The organism is Streptomyces sp. NPDC093795 (genome assembly GCF_044764665.1).
Taxonomy (GTDB): Bacteria; Actinomycetota; Actinomycetes; order Streptomycetales; family Streptomycetaceae; genus Streptomyces.
This window is the reverse complement of the sequence record NZ_JBIWIO010000015.1, coordinates 146417-167862: the sequence shown is the minus strand read 5'-3', so window position 1 is coordinate 167862 and position 21446 is coordinate 146417. Positions and strand designations below refer to the sequence as shown.

Annotated in this window: 16 protein-coding genes; 6 read left to right on the top strand and 10 right to left on the bottom strand. The window is 72.4% G+C overall.

Annotated elements, in window-relative coordinates; all coding sequences use genetic code 11:
• Position 1: 1 nt before the first annotated feature.
• Positions 2–1393, bottom strand: coding sequence for a CynX/NimT family MFS transporter (locus ACIRB7_RS32195; protein WP_403605880.1), 1392 nt, complete (start codon positions 1391–1393; stop codon positions 2–4).
• Positions 1394–1472: 79 nt separating this feature from the next.
• Here ACIRB7_RS32195 and ACIRB7_RS32190 point away from each other — a divergent pair, with 79 nt between their 5' ends.
• The gene (locus tag ACIRB7_RS32190) at positions 1473–2258 is read left to right on the top strand and encodes a FadR/GntR family transcriptional regulator (protein ID WP_403605877.1); all 786 of its coding nucleotides are present in this window, start codon (positions 1473–1475) and stop codon (positions 2256–2258) included.
• Here ACIRB7_RS32190 and ACIRB7_RS32185 read toward each other — a convergent pair.
• From ACIRB7_RS32185 to ACIRB7_RS32165, 5 genes are all read right to left on the bottom strand, one after another.
• Entirely contained in the window at positions 2227–2613 is a 387-nt protein-coding gene (locus tag ACIRB7_RS32185; protein ID WP_403605874.1) for a hypothetical protein, read from the bottom strand. The genes ACIRB7_RS32190 and ACIRB7_RS32185 overlap by 32 nt on opposite strands.
• Before the next feature lie 174 nt (positions 2614–2787).
• Positions 2788–3564: an enoyl-ACP reductase FabI gene (gene fabI / locus ACIRB7_RS32180; RefSeq protein ID WP_351212707.1), complete on the bottom strand. Its 777-nt coding sequence runs from the start codon at positions 3562–3564 to the stop codon at positions 2788–2790.
• 4 nt (positions 3565–3568) lie between these two features.
• Positions 3569–4273, bottom strand: coding sequence for a 3-oxoacyl-[acyl-carrier-protein] reductase (fabG, locus tag ACIRB7_RS32175; RefSeq protein ID WP_351212709.1), 705 nt, complete (start codon positions 4271–4273; stop codon positions 3569–3571).
• A 190-nt stretch (positions 4274–4463) separates the two neighbouring features.
• Complete coding sequence (locus tag ACIRB7_RS32170) at positions 4464–6239, bottom strand: hypothetical protein (RefSeq protein WP_403605871.1); 1776 nt, start codon at positions 6237–6239, stop codon at positions 4464–4466.
• Position 6240: 1 nt separating this feature from the next.
• Complete coding sequence (locus ACIRB7_RS32165; protein WP_403605868.1) at positions 6241–12321, bottom strand: hypothetical protein; 6081 nt, start codon at positions 12319–12321, stop codon at positions 6241–6243.
• 200 nt (positions 12322–12521) lie between these two features.
• Between ACIRB7_RS32165 and ACIRB7_RS32160 the strand changes: the two genes are divergently transcribed.
• The 3 genes from ACIRB7_RS32160 to tyrS all read left to right on the top strand — a co-directional run bounded on the left by ACIRB7_RS32160 (position 12522) and on the right by tyrS (position 16771).
• Positions 12522–14045: a TldD/PmbA family protein gene (locus tag ACIRB7_RS32160; RefSeq protein ID WP_351212715.1), complete on the top strand. Its 1524-nt coding sequence runs from the start codon at positions 12522–12524 to the stop codon at positions 14043–14045.
• The gene (locus ACIRB7_RS32155) at positions 14042–15433 is read left to right on the top strand and encodes a metallopeptidase TldD-related protein (protein WP_403605865.1); all 1392 of its coding nucleotides are present in this window, start codon (positions 14042–14044) and stop codon (positions 15431–15433) included. The genes ACIRB7_RS32160 and ACIRB7_RS32155 overlap by 4 nt, the downstream gene beginning before the upstream one ends.
• Before the next feature lie 63 nt (positions 15434–15496).
• Positions 15497–16771 (top strand): tyrosine--tRNA ligase, encoded by a 1275-nt coding sequence (tyrS, locus tag ACIRB7_RS32150; protein WP_403605862.1) that lies wholly within the window; start codon positions 15497–15499, stop codon positions 16769–16771.
• A gap of 82 nt (positions 16772–16853) precedes the next feature.
• Here tyrS and ACIRB7_RS32145 read toward each other — a convergent pair whose 3' ends face one another.
• Positions 16854–17129 (bottom strand): GlsB/YeaQ/YmgE family stress response membrane protein, encoded by a 276-nt coding sequence (locus ACIRB7_RS32145; protein WP_403605860.1) that lies wholly within the window; start codon positions 17127–17129, stop codon positions 16854–16856.
• 170 nt (positions 17130–17299) lie between these two features.
• Between ACIRB7_RS32145 and ACIRB7_RS32140 the strand changes: the two genes are divergently transcribed.
• Entirely contained in the window at positions 17300–17626 is a 327-nt protein-coding gene (locus ACIRB7_RS32140; protein ID WP_403605857.1) for a DUF3099 domain-containing protein, read from the top strand.
• 137 nt (positions 17627–17763) lie between these two features.
• Positions 17764–17994: a hypothetical protein gene (locus ACIRB7_RS32135; RefSeq protein WP_403605955.1), complete on the top strand. Its 231-nt coding sequence runs from the start codon at positions 17764–17766 to the stop codon at positions 17992–17994.
• 39 nt (positions 17995–18033) lie between these two features.
• On the opposite strand, the gene moaA is transcribed toward ACIRB7_RS32135, so the two are convergent.
• The 3 genes from moaA to ACIRB7_RS32120 all read right to left on the bottom strand — a co-directional run bounded on the left by moaA (position 18034) and on the right by ACIRB7_RS32120 (position 21199).
• Positions 18034–19023 (bottom strand): GTP 3',8-cyclase MoaA, encoded by a 990-nt coding sequence (gene moaA, locus ACIRB7_RS32130; protein WP_403605854.1) that lies wholly within the window; start codon positions 19021–19023, stop codon positions 18034–18036.
• 164 nt (positions 19024–19187) lie between these two features.
• Positions 19188–20828, bottom strand: coding sequence for a cation acetate symporter (locus tag ACIRB7_RS32125; RefSeq protein ID WP_403605851.1), 1641 nt, complete (start codon positions 20826–20828; stop codon positions 19188–19190).
• The gene (locus ACIRB7_RS32120; RefSeq protein WP_403605848.1) at positions 20825–21199 is read right to left on the bottom strand and encodes a DUF485 domain-containing protein; all 375 of its coding nucleotides are present in this window, start codon (positions 21197–21199) and stop codon (positions 20825–20827) included. The genes ACIRB7_RS32125 and ACIRB7_RS32120 overlap by 4 nt, the downstream gene beginning before the upstream one ends.
• Between the last annotated feature and the right edge of the window lie 247 nt (positions 21200–21446).

Here is a 21446-nt window from a genome sequence, read left to right as displayed (position 1 = left end):
CTCAGCATTCGTCCTCGACCGTCCGGTCCCTGCCCGCCAGGGTTCCGACGATCATCTGCGGCACCATGAGCCCGCCCATGAGCGCGATCGGCAGTCCCCAGCCGCCGCTGTGCTGGTAGAGCACGCCGACGAGGAGGGGCCCGGGGATGGAGATGAGGTAGCCGACGCTCTGCGCGAAGGCGGAGAGCCGGACGACGCCGGCGCCGGTACGCGTGCGCATGCCGATCATGGTGAGGGCGAGCGGGAAGGCGCAGTTGGAGACGCCGAGCAGCAGCGCCCAGGCCCAGGCTCCGGCGGCCGGGGCGAGAAAGAGGCCGGTGTACCCGCCGAGGCCGCAGAGGCCGAGGGCGACGACGATCGGGCCCTGGTTCCGCATCCGGGTGGCGAGCCGGGGGATGACGAAGGCGAGCGGCACGCCCATGACCATGGTGACGGCGAGGAGCACGCCCGCGGTGGAGGCGGGGACGCCGGCGTCACGGAAGATCTGCGGCATCCAGCCCATGGTGATGTAGGCGCCGGTGGCCTGGAGGCCGAAGAAGCAGCCGAGGGCCCAGGCGGTACGGCTGCGGGTGACGCGCGGCGGGGCGGCGGCCTCGGTCGGGGGCGTGGGAGTGGCGTTCGTTGCGGGCGCGGCCTTCGCCGTCGGCGTGGCCTTCGCCGTCGGGGTGGCCTTCGCCGTCGGGGAGCTCGCGGTCGTGGCCGTGCGCTCCCCCGTACGGCCCGAGTCGGCGCGGTCGCGCAGGAGGGGGATCCAGGGCAGGACGGCGAGCGCGGCGACGCCCGCCCAGACGCCGAGTCCGACACGCCAGTCCCCGCCGAGGGCCTCCGTCATCGGCACGGTCGCGGCCGCGGCGACGGAGGTCCCGAGGGCGAGCGCCATGGAGTAGAGGCCGGTCATGCTGCCGACGCGGTCGGGGAAGTACCGCTTCACGATGACGGGCATCAGGACGTTGCTGACGGCGATGCCCATCAGGGCGAGGGCGCTGGCGGCGAGGAAGCCGGCGGTGCCGCCCGCGAAGGGCCGCAGGACGAGGCCCGTGAAGATCGCGGCCATGCCCGCGCAGACCACGGCGACGGGGCCGAAGCGGCGGGCGAGGCGCGGGGCCGTGATGCCGAAGACCGCGAAGCAGAGCGGCGGTACGGAGGTGAGGACGCCGGCAACGCTGCCGCTCATGTGGAGGCCCTCGCTGACCTCTTCGAGGAGGGCGCCGAGGCTGGTGATGGCGGGGCGCAGGTTCAGCGCGGCCAGGACGAGTCCAACGGTGACGAGGCCGAGGGTCCAGCGGTGCGCGGGGGCGGCGGGGGCCGTTCCGGGTGGTTCCGTGGCGGCCGCCGGGGCGGTGGTCCTGGCCGTTCGGGCGGCAGGTTCGAGGGTCTTCGGCTCGTCAGGCATGAGGCCATCATAGAATCATGGGATGATTGGTTGTCCAATCTCGAACGACCAGTCCCCAGATGAAGTGGGAAGGTGCTCCATGGCCCTCGGTCACCCCCGGCGCGCAGGCCTCTCCGATCAGGTGATCGCCGAGCTGCGGAACCAGATCACCTCCGGCGAGTGGCCCGTCGGTTCACGCATCCCGACCGAGCCCGAGCTGGTCGAGCAGCTGGGAGTGGCCCGTAACACCGTGCGCGAGGCGGTGCGGGCACTCGCCCACAACGGGCTGCTCGACATCCGCCAGGGCTCCGGTACGTACGTCATCGCCACCAGCGAACTGGCGGGCGTCATGCACCGGCGCTTCGCCGGCTCCGACCCCCGGCACGTGGCCGAACTGCGCTCGACCCTGGAGTCGGCGGCGGCGCGGTTCGCGGCGGCGCGGCGCACCGAGCGGGACCTGAAGCAGCTCGACGCGCTGCTCGTACGGCGCGAGGAGGCGTGGGAGTCCGGTGACGCGGATCGGTTCGTGACCGTCGACGCGGCCTTCCACCACGCGGTCGTCGCCGCCTCGGGGAACGAGGTGCTCACGGAGCTCTACGCCGACCTGGGCGATGTGCTGCGGGAGTGGCTGCGCGACGACGTGGGGCAGGTGCTGCGGCCCGAGAACCACATGGACCACGCGCGTCTGGTGGACGCGATCCGGGACGGCGACGCGGAGCGCGCCGGTACCGAGGCGGCCGGCTACCCCTTCATGTGCCTGCGGAGCCAGGAGGCGGGGCCGGTCGCGGAGACGGTCACGGAGCCGGTCAAGGGGGCTGTCACGGAGGCGGGCAGGGCGGCCGTCGCGGAGGCGGTCACGGAGTCTGGTCCGCCGGCTGGTGCGTGACCCAGGCGGACCGGACCTCCTTCCAGCAGCGGCCGGTGACCTGGGTGTGCGCGGCGGGTTCGACGTCCACGGGGGCGCTGTCGCTGTCGACGTCCCACCAGCGCTCGCACTCGACGTGGAGGCGGACCCGGTCGGTGTCCGGGTACGGGTTGTGGCAGTGGGCCGTGACGCGGGAGCCCTGGACGACGGTGCGGCAGGAGGCGCCGAAGTTCTCCCTCTCCTCGGCCGCGGGGGCGGTGACGGGGAGTTCCTCGGTCGGGGCGGGGGCCGCCCGTACCTCCGCGGCGACGGCTATCCCGGTCAGCAGGACGGCCACGGAGGCGAACGCTCCGAAGCCGTCGCGTATCGCGTGCATGCCCGTACCTCCTCCCCGTCCGTCACAGGAACCGCAGTAGCAGGAACTTCACGCTCTGCCCCAGTCTGGGGTGATTCGCGCTACTTTTCGAGTCGGGCAGGAGTTGCGGAACGGCGAAGGCCGTGGTCCGCCCCGAGGGGCGGGCCCACGGCCCTCTGCGGCTACGGGAGGTCGCTACGCGCCGATCGCGTGCAGACCGCCGTCGACGTGGATGATCTCGCCCGTCGTCTTCGGGAACCAGTCGGAGAGCAGCGCGACGATGCCGCGGCCGGCCGGCTCCGGGTCGGTGAGGTCCCACACCAGCGGGGAGCGGCTGTCCCAGACGGAGGCGAGCCCGTCGAAGCCCGGGATGGACTTGGCGGCCATCGAGCCGAGCGGACCCGCCGAGATCAGGTTGCAGCGGATGTCCTGCTTGCCCAGGTCACGCGCCATGTAGCGGCTGGTGGCCTCCAGGGCGGCCTTGGCCGGGCCCATCCAGTCGTACTGCGGCCAGGCGTACTGCGCGTCGAAGGTGAGACCGACGACGGAGCCGCCCTCGTTCATCAGCGGCAGCAGTGCCATCGTCAGCGACTTCAGGGAGAAGGCGGAGACGTGCATGGCGGTGGCCACGGACTCGAACGGGGTGTTGAGGAAGTTGCCGCCGAGCGCGTCCTGCGGCGCGAAGCCGATGGAGTGCACGATGCCGTCGAGGCGGTCGCCCAGGTGCTCGCGGACCTGGCCCTCGAGACGGGCGAGGTGCTCGTCGTTCGAGACGTCGAGCTCCAGGACCTTGACCTTGTCGGGGTGGGGCAGCTTCTTGGCGATGCGCTCGGTCAGCGTCGGCCGCGGCCAGGCGGTGAGAATGATCTCCGCACCCTGCTCCTGGGCCAGCTTCGCGGCGTGGAAGGCGATGGAGGACTCCATCAGCACGCCCGTGATCAGGATGCGCTTGCCCTCGAGAATTCCGCTCATGTGATCAGTGACCCATGCCCAATCCGCCGTCAACCGGGATGACGGCTCCAGTGATGTACGAGGCGTCGTCGGAGGCGAGGAACCTCACCGCGGCGGCGATCTCCGCGGGCTGCGCGTAGCGGCCCAGCGGCACCTGGGACACGATGCCCGCGCGCTGCTCGTCGGTGAGCACCGCGGTCATGTCGGTGTCGACGAAACCGGGGGCGACGACGTTGAAGGTGATGTTGCGGGAGCCCAGCTCACGCGCGAGGGAACGGGCGAAGCCGACCAGGCCGGCCTTGGAGGCGGCGTAGTTGGCCTGGCCCGCGGAGCCCAGCAGACCGACTACCGAGGAGATCAGGACGACGCGGCCCTTCTTGGCGCGCAGCATCGCTCGGTTGGCACGCTTGACGACCCGGAAGGTGCCGGTGAGGTTGGTGTCGACGACGGACGTGAAGTCGTCCTCGGACATCCGCATGAGGAGCTGGTCCTTCGTCACGCCGGCGTTGGCCACGAGGACCTCCACCGGGCCGTGCTTCTCCTCGATCTCCTTGTACGCCTGCTCCACCTGCTCACCGTCGGTGATGTCGCACCTCACGGCCAGGAAGCCCTCGGGCGGCTCGCCGGAGCGGTACGTGATCGCGACCTTGTCGCCGGCTTCGGCGAACGCGCGGGCGATGGCGAGGCCGATGCCCCGGTTTCCTCCGGTGACGAGAACCGAGCGGCTCAACGGATCACCCTTTCGATAGCGGTCTGGTAGCCGAAAACCTATCGGTAACGCCCCCGGCATGGGGAATCCAGCTCCGACAGTGGCGTAGGGGCGTCACTGTCGGGTCCCTACAGCTCGGAGGCGGTACGGGGCGGCCGCCCGCCGCTCCCCCCGGGGCCGGGCGCCGTCCCTGACGTGGCCCTCCGTGGACCTACGGGGCCCGGAGGTCCGCCCGGGAGAGTTCGGCGCACAGCTCGTCGAGTGTCCGGTCGTACAGCACGGACCGGTGCGCGAGCACGTTCCTCGCGGTGACGAGGAGCCGCAGGAGCCGCGCGTCGGCCGGGGGGAGGGCGAGGGCTCCGCTGACATGGGCCCTGAGCAGCTCGCCCACCTGCAGTTCCAGGAAGGCCCGCTCCGGGGCGGCGCCCAAGTGGGCGGGGGGACGGTCGGCGTACTCGGCGACGAGTGCGGCGACCGGCCGGTTGAGGTGGCCGAGCGCCCGTACGGCGAGGCGCTGCCGGGCCTCCTCGATCCAGGGCGCGAGGACCCGCTGCTGTGCCTGGGAGACCAGGGCGTTGAGGCGGGCCCGGACGTCGGCGTCGCCGGGGGCGGCCGCGGGGGCGGCGTGCGCTGGCTGTGGTGCCGGTGCCTGTGGTGCCTGTGGTGCCTGTGCCGACTGTGCCACCGGGGCCGCCGGGTGCCAGACGGCCACGTGCGCGCGGAGCCGGCCCTCCCAGGAGACGACGGCGCCCGTCGCCCACGCCTGGCGGAGTTCCGCGCCCGGCCGCAGCAGGGCGCCGATCCTCCGCAGCGGCGGGCAGTCGGCCGGGGTGGGGACGGGCGTCCGTGCGAGGCAGTGTCCGAGGGCGGCGGCGAGGGTGTGCTGCGAGCCGTCCCACTCCGCGGCGAGCAGCCGGGCGAGCTCCAGGTCGGGGCCGCAGATCTCGACCACGGTCTCGGTCCGCACCGCACGGTGGATGCGCTCCCTCAGCGGGTCGCGGTCGCGGCCGGAGGTATCGGGCCCGTGGTCGAGGATCGGCGCGATCGCGGTGGCCGTGTCGAGCCGGCCGAGCGCGCCCCACCACCAGTGCACGGCCGTGTCGCCGAGGCCGTGCCGGAGTTCGTCCGGGAGCGATTCCGGCAGGTCACGGAGGCGGGCGACGACCAGGAGCCGGGGGCGCTCACCCGGCGGGAGCCCGGCCGCCCTGACGGCGGCTGCGAGCGACCGGAACAGCCGCTCGACGGCGACGCCGGGTGGGGCGGTGCCGGGACCGGTGACGGGTCCGGGCCCGGGTCCCGTGCCGCCTCCCGCAGGCGCGCCCGTGCCCGTACCGCTGCCGCCTCCCGCACGCGCGCCCGTGCCGGGGCCGGGCACCGTGCCCGTACCCCTGCCGGAACCCGCACGCGCCCCCGCGTCGTCGGCGTTCTCCGCCCACGCGCGGATGCCGACGACCGGGCGGCGGGTGCGGTCGGGGGCGACCAGGGTCGCGATCGCCTCGTCCGCGCCGACCGAGAGTTCCTTGCCGAGGCGGGCGAGGAGGCCGTGCGGGTCGTGTCGGGGGGCGGAGCGCTCCTCCCGGGGCGCCGGTACGCGCGGCGGTCGGCCCTCGAGGGACCAGCCGAGGTCGAGGTCGAAGCCGTCGTCGGGCAGGTCGAGGTAGGGGAGTTCGTCGGCGTCCGCCCACCAGTCCCCTTCCCCTTCCCTCCCCCACTCCCCCGCCGTGTCCTCCGTAGCCGGCTCCGGCGCCGCTTCGCGCGCGCGTGGGGACGCCGGGGCGGGTACGTCCACGCGTACCGGACTGCCGAACAGCGCCCCCCGGTACAGCTCGTCCGCGAGCCCCGACTCCACCATGGCGTCGGTGACCAGCCACAGGCAGTTGAGCCCGGCCGCGAGGTCGGCGGCGACGCCGCGCAACTGCCCCCGTACACCTGGCAGATCGCCCGGGTTCACGGCACGCGTCACCGCGCGGGTCTCCGCCTCCGTCACCTCACTTCTCCCCGGCGGCCGCCCGGGACCGCACCGCGCGGTACGTCACCGGTTCCACCGCGAACCCGTCGGGCGTCTCGTCGAGGACGCCGAGCTGGCCCAGGTGGTGCAGCCAGGCGTCGGTGTCCGCGTCGGTGAGTTCGACCGCCGCCGCCACGTCGTCGCGCGGCACGCCCTGCCCCTCCCCCACATAGCCCGTCCAGGCCGCCAGGAGGTCCAGGTCACGTGCGTCGAGCCCGGAGAGCCGCAGGTGCTCCTCGATGTTGCGGGGGCCCGCGATGAGGGCCCGTATCCGCTCGACGGCGTTGTCGAGGGTCGCCCCGTGCACGGACACGTCCGTCACGGCGGCCTCCATCCAGCGGGGCCAGCCACCGGTCGCGGAGACGAGCCGGTCGCGGTCCTCGCGGGAGACGAAGGGGCATTCCGACCAGGCGCGCAGGGCGTCCGCCGTCCACCGCTCGGGGCGCAGCCACCGTACGGACAGCTCCTCGTGCCCGTCGTCGGCGGCGAGTTCGGCGAGGCCGGCCGCGTCGGCGAGGACCACGACGGAGCGGTTCTCGTTGCCGCCGCTGCGCCGCTCGGTCTGCCGGACGAGACGGTCGGCGGCGGGCCCGGCGTGGACGAACAGGGAGCGGACGGTCTCGCGCAGCTCGGCGGGGGCGGCGCCGCGCAGGTCCGCGACGATCACATGGGCCTTGCGGCGGCGGCTCTTGAGGAGGGCGGCGAGGTCCTCCCCGTGGGTGTACGGGACGACGTCGACGCCCCGGTTCACGGCGAAGGCGGTGACCGCCTGGCGGACGAGTTCGGGCCGGTGGAGCGCGGTGGTGCCGATGATGCTGACGCCGGACTGGGCGGTCTCGTGGAGCTGTTCCTCGGTGAGCGGGCTGTACGTCTGCACATGGCGGGCGTCGCGGCCGAGGATGCGCCGGGCGGCGTGCGGGTTGTAGTCGTAGGGCAGGCCGAATTCCGTCTCGCGGAGTTCGAGTTCGAGCTCCTCGCGGGTGCCCAGCATGTTGACGACGTTGGGGCTGCGGACGGCGAAGCGGGAGCGGTCGCCGAGCTGGATGAGCAGACCGAGGCCGACCATCTCGGTGAGGAAGATCTGCGCCTGCTTGGCGCTGAGCATCTCGAAGCCCTCCGGCCACGCCTCCCGGGCCTCCTGGAGCAGTTCGCTCGCGGAGTAGTCGCCGCGGTAGCTGTCCTTGAGGCTGCGCAGGGCGATGACGAGGGCGAGGACCCGGTAGCGGTCCTCCAGGTTGATGGTGAAGCGGAGCCGCTCGGCGATCTGACGGCGTACGGTCTCCGAGGCGGCGACCTTCTGGACGTCGTCCTCGGTGATCCGGACCGGGCTCCCGGACCAGGTGTACGGGCGGTCGTGGAGGACGCGGACGAGTTCGCGGCAGAAGATCTGCACCAGGTTGGCCTGGTAGTTGGTGATGGCGAGGATCCGCCAGACCAGCTCGGGCCGTTCGAAGAAGTAGCCGAGCGCGGCCATCGGTTCGGTGACGAGCCGGACGGCGGCCTGGGTGCCGAGCGGGCCGACGAGGACGTCGGGGCCGCCGTGCACGGTGGAGACGTTGGAGAGGTGTCCGAAGCGCTGGACCTGGTGGAGACCCGCGAAGACGATCTTGAAGCGGCGCTCGGTCTGCTCCATCAGGCGCTGGAAGTGCATGACGTTGGGGAACGTCGACTCGCTGCCGACGCGGTAGGCGCGGCGCGAGTCGGTGTTGAGGAAGGCGTCCGCCTCGTCCGCGAGGACCAGGATCCGCCGGGTGTCGTCCTCCTCCAGCCAGGCCTGGATGTTGCGGACGACGACGTCGGGGTTGGCCTGTTCCGACATCTTGTTGTTGAAGACACCCTTGCGCTTGAGGTCCTCGACCAGCCGGCTCCAGATCCGGTCGGGGGCCTCCGCGTGGCCGATCTCCGCCTTCAACAGGTCGAGGTAGACGGCGACATGGGCGTCGGCGCGGCTCGGGAAGATCTCCGCGACCCGGCGCAGCAGCGCGGACTTGCCGAGCTGGCGTCCCCCGTAGAGGAACATGCCGCCCTCGCGGCCCATGACCTCCCGCATCTCCTCGTCGCGGCCGTAGAACACCTCGGGCGGGACGAGGCCCGCGACGAACGGCGTGTACGGGTTGTACGCGGCCCAGGGCAGCGTCACCCGCTGGAGCGAGCGGAAGGAACCGGGGGCCCGGGCGGCCATCCAGCCCATCACGGCGGAGTCGACGACCAGCGCCTGCTGGGCGAAGGAGCGGGCGGACTCGGCGAGGCCGCGCCGTCCCTCCAGGCCGAGCGGGTGGAGGTAGAGCACGATGTTGGCGCCGACGTCGGCGTCCTCCAGGTGGGCGAGCGGCCCGTCGGCGGGCTGCTCCTCCCAGATGAGCAGGACGGTGTACGAGGAGGCCCGGGAGCCGAGCGCGGCGACGTACCCGGCGCGTTCGGCGACCCGCGCGCGCACCTTGAAGCGGCGCATGCCCTGGCCGAGGGCGGCCCGCTCGGCCGACACCTGGCCCGGGGAGACGTCGAGGCCGAGGACCCGCAGCAGCCGGGAGAGGTGCTGGGGCAGTTCGCCGCGGCGTCCCTGCGGGGTGCAGAGGGCCGCCCACGACTCCAGGCCGTTGCCCGCCGCGGGGGTGAGCGAGGCGTCGGGGTCGCTGTAGTGGTTCGCCCACCAGTCGGCGTCGACGCCCTCGCCGCCGGCCTTCGGCGCGGCGGGCGCGGTGACGCCGCCGAGGAACGCGGCCAGTTCGGAGCCGTCGTCGGCGGGCCGCGCCGGCAGCGGCTTGTGGCTCGTCGCCAGGGCGAGGAACTCCTGTGCCGTGACCGTGTCCCCCTCGTCGATGAGGCGGGCGATCCGGTCGTGGTCCCCGGCGGACAGCGGCCGGTCGGGGCGGGAGCGCAGCAGGGCGAGGTTCTCGCGGAGCTGCCGGGTGTAGTCCTCGACGAGGGTGACGAGCTCCGCCTCCAGGGTGCGCAGCGAGTCCACGGCGAAGCGGTAGCGGCCCGACTCCTCGCCGTCGACGAACTCCTGGAGGCGGCCGACGAACTCCCTCTCCTCGTCGGCGGCCAGCTGGTTGAGCGTCCGCATCTGGGCGAGCAGCCCGGCCGCCGCGCGATGGCGCTCGGCGACCTCACGCCGCCAGTCCTCGTGGCCCTGCGCGAGCCTCCGGGCCGCCGATTCGCCCCACTCGGGGTCGGTGCAGCCGTACTCCTCGGGCTCGCTCTCGACGGCCGCGATCAGCGCTCTCGCGAGGTGCAGGTCGCCGTCGCCGAGGTAGCGGACGAGCGCGTACTCGGCGTCGGCGGGCGTCAGGAGGGCGGCGATGCGGCGGGCCGCCCTGGGGTCGGCGAAGTCGGGGTCGCCCAGGGCGTCCCGGGGCAGGTCGGGCAGCCGGAGGAGGCAGTCGGCGGGCGGGACGGGGCCGCCGTTCTCGCGGAGCTGGTCGGCCGCCGTGTCCTCGGACCGTACGTGCTCGCCGGTGAGCCAGGACCGCAGCAGCGCCAGCGCCGCGCCTCCCGTGCCGGCCGGGGCGGGCTCCTCGGCGACGTCCCGGAGGACCGAGGCCAGTTCGGGGATGCCGCGGTCGCTCACGCCCTGGTGCGGGCGGGCGGCGGCGTGGGCGGCCTCGGCGCGCATGAGGAGCTCGCCGACGGACCGGCAGGCGGTGTGCAGCTGCCGGAGCGCGCCGGCGGTGATCGGTTCCTTGGCCTGCTTCGACGTACGGAACAGGGCGTCGGTGTCCTCGATGAGCCGGTCGATGTCCTCCGCCCGCCACAGCTCCTCGCCCAGGGCGCGGAAGCCGGGCGCACCGGCGTACTGCGCGGGGCTCTGGCCGGACCACTCGATGACCTCGTTCAACGCGTGGCGCACCGGGCCCGACGGGCCGACGAGGTACTGGAGCACCTGGGACGCCCGCTGGTACTTCATCTTGCGGCGCGGCAGGTCGTCGAGCAGCTGCCGGGCGGTGAGGCCGATCTCCTCGCGGGTGGCGGCCTCCTGGCCCTCGGCGCTGCCCTGGAGCATGCCGGGCTCGAAGACGCGGCCGTCCCTGACGGCGGCGACGAGCACGGTGAGCAGCTGCTGCCAAGGCGCGGTCAGCCCGGACGGCATGACGAAACCGCTGATCAGGCCGTGCGCCCACCGTGCGGTGAGTCCGGTGCGCAGGGCGGCCGCGAGGGCCACGAGATGGGCCTCGCGGTCCTGCGCGGCGAGGGCGGGGTCGAGCTCGTGCGCCATCTGTACGGGGGTGGCCTCGCTGTCCGAGACGCAGCTGAACGCGGCGGCGGCGAAGGCGAGGGTCCGCGCCCGGACGTCACCCTCGCGGGAGGCCACGGTCATCCAGTACGCCTCGGCGACCCGACCGTCCCGCAGCAGCCTGCCGACGGGCGGCTCACCGCCGGTCTCCCAGGGCGCGTACGGGTCCCAGTCGGCCGCCCCGAGCCCGGAGGGCCAGGGCTCGTCCTCGACGGGGAGGGGGGCGGGGGTAGGGGCGGGGGCGGGGGGCGACGCCTGGAGGGGGGCGGGGGCGGGGGTCAGGGCCTGAGCGGGTACGGGGGGCGGGGCCTGAGCCGGTGCCGGGGTCGGGGCGGGGGCCTGAGCCAGTACGGGGGTGGGGGCCGAAGCCTGAGCCGGTACGGGAGCCAGGGCCGGGACCTGGGCCGGGGCGGGCGCGGGGGCCGGGGCGGGGGCGGGGACCTGGGCCGGGGCCGGAACGGGCGTCGGGGCCGGGGCTGCGGCCGGGGTCGTGGTGGCCGCCGCCGTCGAGGCGGGCAGGAGGGCCGGGGGCGGCGGTTCCACCGCGCGGCGGACGGCCTCGATCGCGGAGGCGCCCACCCGGGCCCGGCCCGTCAACGCGGCCGCGTCACCGGTGCCGTGCTCGGTCCGCCCCGACGGGAGCGCCTCCCCGGAGCCCGGGTGCGGGTCCGGGGCAGCGCCCGGGTCCGGGGCAGCATCCAGGTCCGGGGCCGGGGCCGAACCCGCACCCGAGTCCTGGTCAGCGTCCGGGTTCGGGCCCTGGCCCTGGTCCTGACCGGCCGTCTCTGCCGTGCGTACGGCACCGGGTTCCGGGCGGTGCGCCGCGGGCGGGGCCCCGGCGGGTTCCTCCCCCGCCGGGGCACCGAGTTCGCGCAGTTGGGTCTCGGTGCGTTCGAGGTGGCGGCGGAGGTCGGCCGCCTCCTCCTCGTCGTCGGCCCACTCCAGGAGTTCGGCGTACCGGCTCGCCTTGCGGCGCAGGGCGTCGGCCTGTTCCGCCCGTGCCTCCCGCAGCTGGGTCAGTTCGGCGCCCGCGTCGGCGTAGCCGAGGCCCGGCCCCCAGGTGACCCCCTCGGCGGCGAGCGCGGCGGCGAGCCGCTCGCGCTCCTCCGTCCAGGCGGCAAGCCCTTCGCCGGGGGCGTCGACGGGGAGGAGCCCGGCTTCGACGGCGTCCGCCGCACCGCGCAGGACGACGGCCAGCCGCTCGCCGGACCGCTTCAGGAGGTCGAGCGACGCGGGGAGGTCGGCCAGGGGTCGGGGTCCGGACACGGGAACGGCATCCTCACACTCGGGGTTCGTCGTCGGGGAGCCGGAGGGGGAGGCGGGCGACGAGGCGGAGCCGGAGGGGGACTCGAAGCGCGGGCCTATCTCGTGCGCGTCCGGCGGCGGGCTGCTGTCCGCAGCTGTCTGCAACGCCGCCTCGTGCTCCGTCGCCAGCGGCCCGACCGGGAGCCGGCTCGTGGCGGGCAGGAGCATGCCGTACAGCGCGCAGCGGGCGAGCGGCGGGTCGAGCACCCCGAGCATGGCGAGGAGTTCGTCGAGAGTGGGGTCCGTCAGAGCGCGCTGCGAGAACCCGTATTCGGTGTGGAGCGCCTTCACCGCCCAGACGAGCCCGCAGGCGGCGATGCTCGTCAACTGTCCCTGCTGCGCCTTGGCGAGCCGCACCCGGGCCGCGTGCAGTTCCCGCCGCGAGGGCGGGGACGGCGGCCGGTCCGACGTGTGGGCGTGTTTGTCGCCCCGTAAGCAGTGGTGCCAGGTCAGCAGGGATCTGAGTGCATCCTCGTCCAGCGACGACAGCCAGGACCTGACTCCGTTCACCCACCCGTGCATGGCGTCGATCATCTCATCCGATCGACGCGGGTGCTATGCCCGTGCTCTATTCCGACGCCTCAATACGCCGACGACGCAGGCGGGTTGGCGTGGGTCACACCGCGGGCGCACCTCAATGCGCCGACTCCGCGGCCCGTCCCATGATTGACTTCCGGGACAGTTCGACCCCCGCCTTACGATCGCCGAGAGCGAGGCCGCTCGTGGTCCATCAGATCGACCCTACGTTCGTCGCGCTGCCCCTGCGGGCGCTCGCCGACGCGGCGCTCGCCCGAGCGCGCGCGCTCGGCGCCGAGCACGCGGACTTCCGTCTGGAGCGGGTGCGCAGCGCCTCGTGGCGGCTGCGTGACGCCAAACCGTCCGGTTCCTCGGACACCACGGACCTCGGCTACGCGGTGCGGGTGGTGCACGGCGGGGCCTGGGGGTTCGCGTCCGGGGTCGACCTGACCATGGACGGGGCCGCGAAGGTCGCTTCGCAGGCGGTCGCCATGGCCAAGCTGTCGGCGAAGGTGATCGCGGCGGCCGGCTCGGACGAACGAGTGGAGCTGGCCGAGGAGCCGGTGCACGAGGAGCGCACCTGGGTCTCCTCGTACGAGATCGATCCCTTCTCCATCCCCGGCGAGGAGAAGAGCGCGCTGCTCGCCGACTGGAGCGCGCGGCTGCTGCGGGCGGACGGCGTGGCCCATGTGGACGCCTCGCTGCTCACCGTCCACGAGAACAAGTTCTACGCGGACACGGCGGGAACGGTCACCACGCAGCAGCGGGTCCGGCTGCATCCGCAGCTCACCGCGGTCGCCGTCGACGAGACGACCGGTGAGTTCGACTCGATGCGGACGATCGCGCCGCCGGTCGGGCGGGGCTGGGAGTACCTGACGGGCACCGGCTGGGACTGGGACAAGGAGCTGGACGAGATCCCGGGGCTGCTCGCCGAGAAGATGCGGGCGCCGAGCGTCGAGGCGGGGCGGTACGACCTGGTCGTGGACCCGTCGAACCTCTGGCTGACGATCCACGAGTCGATCGGGCACGCCACCGAGCTGGACCGGGCTCTGGGCTACGAGGCGGCGTACGCGGGCACGTCCTTCGCCACCTTCGACCAGCTGGGCAAGCTGGCGTACGGCTCCTCGATCATGAACGTGACGGGTGACAGGACCGCCGAGCACGGGCTCGCGACGGTCGGGTTCGACGACGAGGGCGTCGAGGCGCAGAGCTGGGACCTGGTGAAGGACGGCACGCTCGTCGGCTACCAGCTGGACCGGCGGATCGCGAAGCTCACGGGCCTCGGCCGGTCGAACGGCTGCGCGTTCGCCGACTCCCCCGCGCACGTGCCGGTGCAGCGGATGGCGAACGTCTCGCTCCAGCCGGACCCGGGCGGTCTGTCGACGGAGGACCTGATCGGGGGTGTGGAGCGGGGCATCTACGTGGTCGGTGACCGGTCCTGGTCGATCGACATGCAGCGCTACAACTTCCAGTTCACCGGGCAGCGGTTCTTCCGCATCGAGAACGGCCGGCTCGCCGGGCAGCTGCGGGACGTGGCGTACCAGGCGACGACCACCGACTTCTGGGGCTCGATGGAGCAGGTCGGCGGCCCGCAGACGTACGTCCTCGGCGGCGCCTTCAACTGCGGCAAGGCCCAGCCGGGCCAGGTCGCGGCGGTCTCCCACGGCTGTCCGTCCGCCCTTTTCCGCGGCGTCAACATCTTGAACACCACGCAGGAGGCCGGACGATGAGCCGCGTCAGCAAGCCGTACGAGATCGTCGAGCGGGCCCTCGAGCTGTCCCGCGCCGACGGCTGTGTCGTCATCGCCGACGAGGAGTCCTCGGCCAATCTGCGCTGGGCGGGCAACGCGCTCACCACCAACGGCGTCACCCGCGGCCGTACGCTCACGGTGATCGCGACCGTCGACGGCGCGCAGGGCACCGCCTCCGGTGTCGTCTCGCGGTCCGCGGTGACCGCCGACGACCTGGAGCCCCTGGTCCGGGCCGCCGAGGCCGCCGCGCGTGCCGCGGGGCCCGCCGAGGACGCCCAGCCGCTGGTGGCGGACGTGCCCTCGTCCCCCGACTTCACGGACGCCCCGGCGGAGACCACCTCCGCCGTCTTCGCCGACTTCGCCCCGGCGCTCGGCGAGGCCTTCGCCCGCGCCCGGGCCGGCGGCCGTGAGCTGTACGGCTTCGCCAACCACGAGCTGACCTCCGCCTACCTGGGTACGTCCACGGGCCTGCGGCTCCGTCACGACCAGCCCAACGGGACCCTGGAGCTGAACGCCAAGTCCCCGGACCGTTCGCGGTCCGCCTGGGCCGGCCGCTCGACCCGGGACTTCAAGGACGTCGACCCGGCGGCCCTCGACGCGGAGCTCGCGACCCGTCTCGGCTGGGCGGAGCGGCGGATCGAGCTGCCCGCCGGGCGGTACGAGACGCTGCTGCCGCCGACGGCCGTGGCCGACCTGCTGATCTACCAGCTGTGGTCGTCGACGGCCCGGGACGCGGTGGAGGGCCGTACGGTCTTCTCCAAGCCCGGCGGCGGCACCCGGATCGGCGAGACCCTCTCCCCGCTGCCGCTGACCCTGCGCAGCGACCCGAACGAGCCGGGTCTTGAGTCCGCGCCGTTCGTGATCGCGCACTCCTCGGGCGACGACTCCTCCGTCTTCGACAACGGCCTGCCGATCGCGCCGACGGACTGGGTACGGGACGGGAAGCTGGAGCGCCTGATCACCACCCGGCACTCGGCGGAACTCACTCGGTTGCCCGTGGCGCCCGTGGCGGGGAACCTGATCCTGGACGGTGGCGGCGAGCGTTCCCTCGAGGAGATGGTCGCCTCCACGGAGCGCGGGCTGCTTCTCACCTGCCTCTGGTACATCCGCGAGGTCGACCCGGCGACGCTGCTGCTCACCGGTCTGACCCGGGACGGCGTCTACCTCGTGGAGAACGGCGAGGTGGTCGGCGAGGTGAACAACTTCCGGTTCAACGAGTCGCCGGTGGACCTGCTGTCGCGGGCCTCGGAGGCGGGCCGGACGGAGAAGACGCTGCCGCGCGAGTGGAGCGACTGGTTCACCCGGGCCGCGATGCCCGCCCTGCGGATCCCCGACTTCAACATGAGCTCGGTCAGCAAGGGGGTCTGACCCACCTAGACTGAGACAACTATTGGCCACAGGCATCACAAGCATCACAGGGAGACGGACGACGTGACCGACATCGTCGACGAGCTGAAGTGGCGTGGGCTCTTCGCCCAGTCCACCGATGAGGACGCACTGCGCAAGGCTCTCGCGGACGGTCCCGTCACCTTCTATTGCGGTTTCGACCCGACCGCGGCCAGTCTCCACGTCGGCCACCTGGTCCAGGTCCTCACCGTCCGCCGGCTCCAGCAGGCCGGACACCGGCCGCTGGCGCTGGTCGGCGGGGCCACCGGTCAGATCGGTGACCCGCGGCCGACGGCCGAGCGCACCCTGAACGACCCCGAGACGGTCGCGAACTGGGTGAACCGGCTGCGGACGCAGATCGAGCCGTTCCTCTCCTTCGAGGGGGAGAACGCGGCGGTCATGGTGAACAACCTGGACTGGACCGCCGGGATGTCGGCGATCGAGTTCCTGCGGGACATCGGCAAGCACTTCCGGGTCAACAAGATGCTGACCAAGGACTCCGTCGCCCGGCGTCTGGAGTCCGAGCAGGGCATCAGCTACACCGAGTTCAGCTACCAGCTGCTCCAGGCCATGGACTTCCGGGAGCTGTACCGCCGCTACGGCTGCACGCTCCAGCAGGGCGGCTCGGACCAGTGGGGCAACCTGGTGGCCGGTCTCGACCTGATCCACCGCCTGGAGCCGGGCGCGGAGGTGCACGCCCTCGCGACCCCGCTGATGGTCAAGGCGGACGGCACCAAGTTCGGCAAGACCGAGAGCGGGGCCGTCTGGCTCGACCCGGAGATGACGACGCCGTACGCGTTCTACCAGTTCTGGCTGAACGTGGACGACCGGGACGTCTCGACGTACATGCGGATCCTGTCCTTCAGGTCCCGCGAGGAGCTGGAGGAGCTGGAGCAGCAGACCGCCGAGCGGCCGCAGGCGCGTGCCGCGCAGCGGGCGCTCGCCGAGGAGCTCACCACCCTGGTGCACGGCGCCGAGCAGTGCGCGGCCGTCATCAACGCCTCCAAGGCGCTGTTCGGGCAGGGCGACCTGGCCGAGCTGGACGAGGCGACGCTGGCCGCCGCCCTCTCGGAGCTGCCGCACGCCCGGGTGTCCGCGCTCGGTCAGGTGGTGGACCTGTTCACCGAGGTCGGGCTCGCGCCGAGCAGGTCGGGAGCGCGTCGCACGGTGAAGGAGGGCGGGGCCTACGTGAACAACGTGAAGGTGACCGCCGAGGACGCCGAGGTGACGGCGGAGGAGCTGCTGCACGGCCGCTGGCTGGTGCTGCGGCGCGGCAAGAAGAACCTGGCGGCGATCGAGTTCGCCGGCGCGGAGGGCTGAGGGCCGCCCTCGGCCCCCGTACGCCGGAAGGCCCGGTACGGCACGTGGTGTGCCGTACCGGGCCTTCCGCGTCTTCGATCCCCTAGGTGCGCTGTCGGTTGCCCCTGATCGAGGCCCACAGCATGTCGCCCACCCCGACCACGGCGACGGCGCCGATCAGCTGGAGCAGGTGACGGGTCCAGTCGATGCCCTTGGTCTCGTTGACGCCGATCCAGGTCGCGACCGCGTTGCCGAGAACGCTGCCGAGAATGCCGAAAACGACCGTCAGCCACAGCGGGATCTGCTGCTTACCCGGCAGGATCGCCTTCGCGATCAGACCGAGGACCAGTCCCACGATGATCGCCCACAACCAACCCATCGTCGCCTCCTTGTACGCATGTGGGCCCAGTCTCGTCCCACCGGCCATACGGCGCATGTCGGACAGCGCCATCCGTGCCCCCGGTCTCGTCGGCGCCGGTGAGCGGGCGTACCGTGGAGTCGAGGCCCGGACCGGGAGAGTCCGGCGCGACCGGTGGATGGTGGACGGCGATGTCGAAGCGTGACGGGGGCGAGGTCTTCCGGATCACGGGGGCCCGGCAGGGGCTCGCCGACGATGTGCGGGGGCGACAGCGGCGCTACATCATCTCGATGTCGGTCCGGACGCTCTCCGTGATCGCGGCCGCGGTGCTGTGGAACGTCGAGAGGCATGTGGCGGTCGTGGCCCTCGCCCTGGGCATCCTGCTCCCCTATGTCGCGGTGGTCATCGCGAACGCCGGCCGGGAGTCCACGCCGTCCCTTCCCTCCACGTTCGTCCCCTCTCCGGGGCGCCCCGAGCTCGACCCCGGGAAGCTCAGGAAAAGCTCAGATCAATCATGAAGTTCCGGTGCACCGCACCCAGGGTGCCGTGACATACTTCCTACGCGCTCCGCATCCCCCGTCGGAGCGACGGACCGATGCCGGGCAGCTCCCCCCGTGGCTGCTCGGCATCGCCCTTGCTGGACAATGATCAGGTGATCAATGGTCCGGTGAGTGAAGAGAACCCGATCTGCTCCGCCAAGGGGTGCCGCGCCGATGCCGTCTGGGTGCTCGCGTGGAACAATCCCGCGCTGCACACGCCCGAGCGTCGCAAGACCTGGCTCGCGTGCGAGGAGCACCGCGAGCACCTCTCCCAGTTCCTGGGTGTACGGGGATTCCTGAAGGACGTCGTCCCGCTCGCGGAGTGGGAGTCGGCCCCCGGTCACTGAGTCGGCCGGCGCTCACCGAACCGGCCGGGGGTCGCCGCGTCAGCCGCCGATCGCCGACATCGGACGGTCGGGCTGGAGGAAGCTCGGGTCGTCGAGGCCCGAGCCGGCCTTCTTGCCCCACATGGCCCGCTTCCAGAGCGCCGCGACCTCGGCGTCCGACGCGTCCGAGCGGAGCGTGGCCCGGAGGTCCGTCTCCTCGGTGGCGAACAGACAGGTCCGCACCTGACCGTCGGCGGTGAGCCGGGTCCGGTCGCAGGCCCGGCAGAACGGGCGGGTGACGGAGGCGATGACACCGACCGTGTGCGGTCCGCCGTCGACGACCCAGCGCTCGGCGGGCGCCGAACCGCGCTCGTCGGCGCCTTCGGGCGTCAGGGTGAAGCGGGTGCGCAGGGACTCCAGGATGTCACCGGCGGTGATCATGCCGTCGCGCTTCCAGCCGTGCTGCGCGTCGAGGGGCATCTGCTCGATGAAGCGGAGCTCGTACTCCTGCTCCACCGCCCAGGCGAGGAGGTCGGGGGCCTCGTCGGCGTTGAGCCCGGGCATCAGGACGGCGTTGACCTTGACCGGGGTGAGGCCGGCGTCCCGGGCGGCGGCCATGCCGTCGAGGACGTCCTGGTGGCGGTCGCGCCGGGTGAGGGTCTTGAAGACCTCGGGGCGCAGGGTGTCCAGGGAGACGTTGACCCGGTCGAGGCCGGCGGCCTTGAGGGCGGCGGCCGTGCGCTTCAGCCCGATGCCGTTGGTGGTGAGGGACATCCGGGGGCGCGGCTCCAGGGCCGCGCAGCGCTCGACGATGCCGACGAGGCCGGGGCGGAGCAGCGGCTCGCCGCCGGTGAAGCGGACCTCGGTGACGCCGAGGTCGGTGACCGCGATCCGGATCAGCCGGACGATCTCGTCGTCGGTGAGCAGGTCCGGCTTCGCGAGCCACTGCAGGCCCTCTTCGGGCATGCAGTACGTGCAGCGCAGGTTGCACCGGTCCGTGAGCGAGACGCGCAGGTCGGTTGCCACCCGGCCATAGGTGTCGATGAGCACTGTGGGCCCCCTCCCCGTCTTGCGGTTGCGTGTGGTTCGAGCCTACGTGAGCCCACGGACAACGAGCAGGGCAGATTGTCACGGGACCGGCGAGGCCGCGTCGTAGAACTCTACGACGCGGCCGTCCGGTGATCGCGGACCGTATACGGTCGGCTGCGCTCCGGTCAGTGTTTGATCGCGGCGGCGACCCCGACGCCGGTGAGGGACTTGACCTCCAGCTCCGCGTACTTGCCCGCGTCCGGCTCCTCCTTGGAGAGGAGCGAGCCGAGCCAGCCGAGGAGGAAGCCGAGCGGGATGGAGACGAGGCCCGGGTTCTCCAGCGGGAACCAGTGGAAGTCCACGCCCTTGAACATCGAGGCCGGGCCGCCGGAGACGACCGGCGAGAAGAGGACGAGGACGACGGAGGAGATCAGTCCGCCGTAGATCGACCAGAGCGCGCCCTGGGTGGTGAACCTCTTCCAGAAGAGCGAGTAGAGGATCGTCGGCAGGTTGGCCGAGGCGGCGACCGCGAAGGCGAGGGCGACGAGACCGGCGACGTTGAGGTCGCGGGCGAGGGCGCCGAGCGCGATCGAGACGATGCCGATGAGGACGGTGGACCAGCGGGCGGCCCGCATCTCCTCCTTCTCGGTGGCCTTCCCTCGCTTGATCACGTTCGCGTAGATGTCGTGCGCGAAGGACGAGGAGGAGGCCAGGGTCAGACCGGCGACCACGGCGAGGATGGTGGCGAAGGCGACGGCGGAGATGACGGCGAGGAGGATCGCGCCGCCGGTGGAGCCGGCGCCGCCGCCGACTTCCAGGGCGGTGAGTGGCGCCGCCGTGTTGCCCGCCTTGTTGGACGCCCTGATGGTGTCGCCGCTGAGCAGGGCGGCGGCGCCGAAGCCGAGGACGATCGTCATCAGGTAGAAGGCGCCGATGATGCCGATGGCCCAGTTGACCGACTTACGGGCGGCCTTGGCGGTCGGCACCGTGTAGAAGCGGATCAGGATGTGGGGCAGGCCGGCGGTGCCGAGGACGAGGGCGATGCCGAGGGAGATGAAGTCCAGCTTCGAGAGGGCGCTGGTGCCGTACTTGAGGCCGGGCTCCAGGAAGGCGTCGCCCTTGCCGCTGTTGGTGGCGGCGGCGCCGAGGAGCTGCGAGAGGTTGAAGTCGAACTTCAGCAGGATGAGGAAGGTGATGAGGAGGGTGCCCGCGATGAGCAGGACGGCCTTCACCATCTGCACCCAGGTGGTGCCCTTCATGCCGCCGATCGTCACGTAGACGATCATCAGGACGCCGACGAGGGCGACGATCGCGATCTTGCCGCCGTCGCTGGTGATGCCGAGGAGCAGCGAGACCAGGACGCCGGCGCCGGCCATCTGCGCGAGCAGGTAGAAGATCGAGACGACGATGGTGGAGGTGCCGGCGGCGGTCCGGACGGGCCGCTGGCGCATCCGGTAGGCGAGGACGTCGCCCATCGTGAAGCGGCCGGAGTTGCGCAGCGGTTCGGCGACCAGGAGCAGGGCGACGAGCCAGGCGACCAGGAAGCCGATCGAGTAGAGGAAGCCGTCGTAGCCGAAGAGGGCGATGGCGCCGCTGATGCCGAGGAAGGACGCGGCGGACATGTAGTCGCCGGAGATCGCGAGGCCGTTCTGGAAGCCGGTGAACTGGCCTCCGCCGGCGTAGAAGTCGGCGGCGCTGCGGGTCTGGCGGCCGGCCCAGACGGTGATGATCAGGGTCGCGATGACGAAGGCGCCGAAGAGGGCGATGATCAGCGGCCGGTGTTCGCTGGTGGCGTTGCCCGCCGCGAGCAGGACGGGGGTGCTCATGCGTCGCCCTCCATACGGTTCCTGATGACCTCGGCCTTGGGGTCGAGCCGGTTCGCCGCGTGCCGCGAGTAGAGCCAGGCGATGAGGAAGGTGGTGGCGAACTGGCCGAGACCCAGGACGAGCGCCACGTTGATGTTGCCGACGACCTTGGTTCCCATGAAGCCGCCCGCGTAGTTGGAGAGCAGCACGTACAGCAGGTACCAGGCGATGAAGGCGAGGGTCAGGGGGAAGGCGAAGGAGCGGTACGTACGGCGCAGTTCGCCGAACTCCGCACCCTCCTGCACCTCGACGAACTGTTCCGTCGTGGGCGATACGGGAGCGGATGCAGCCTCCGTCCCGTTTCGGGGCGGCGGGGGTGCTTCGGTAGCCACGGAATCTCCTCGTGACGCGGGGACGGACGGCATGGTCAAGGGGGCCTCACCAGGGGTGCGGGAGCCGGGGTTCCGATCGGAACTCCTCCCCTGCACAACGGCACGGAGGGGGAAGCGAAGCGGTTCACGCGAGGGATTTATTCGCACAGATCTTCATGAAGTCTTCTCAACTCATTGAAGCGCCGGGAAGATCAGCGATAGCTTCACTCGTCATGCACCTGTCCGCGCGCAAACCCGCGCGCGGACA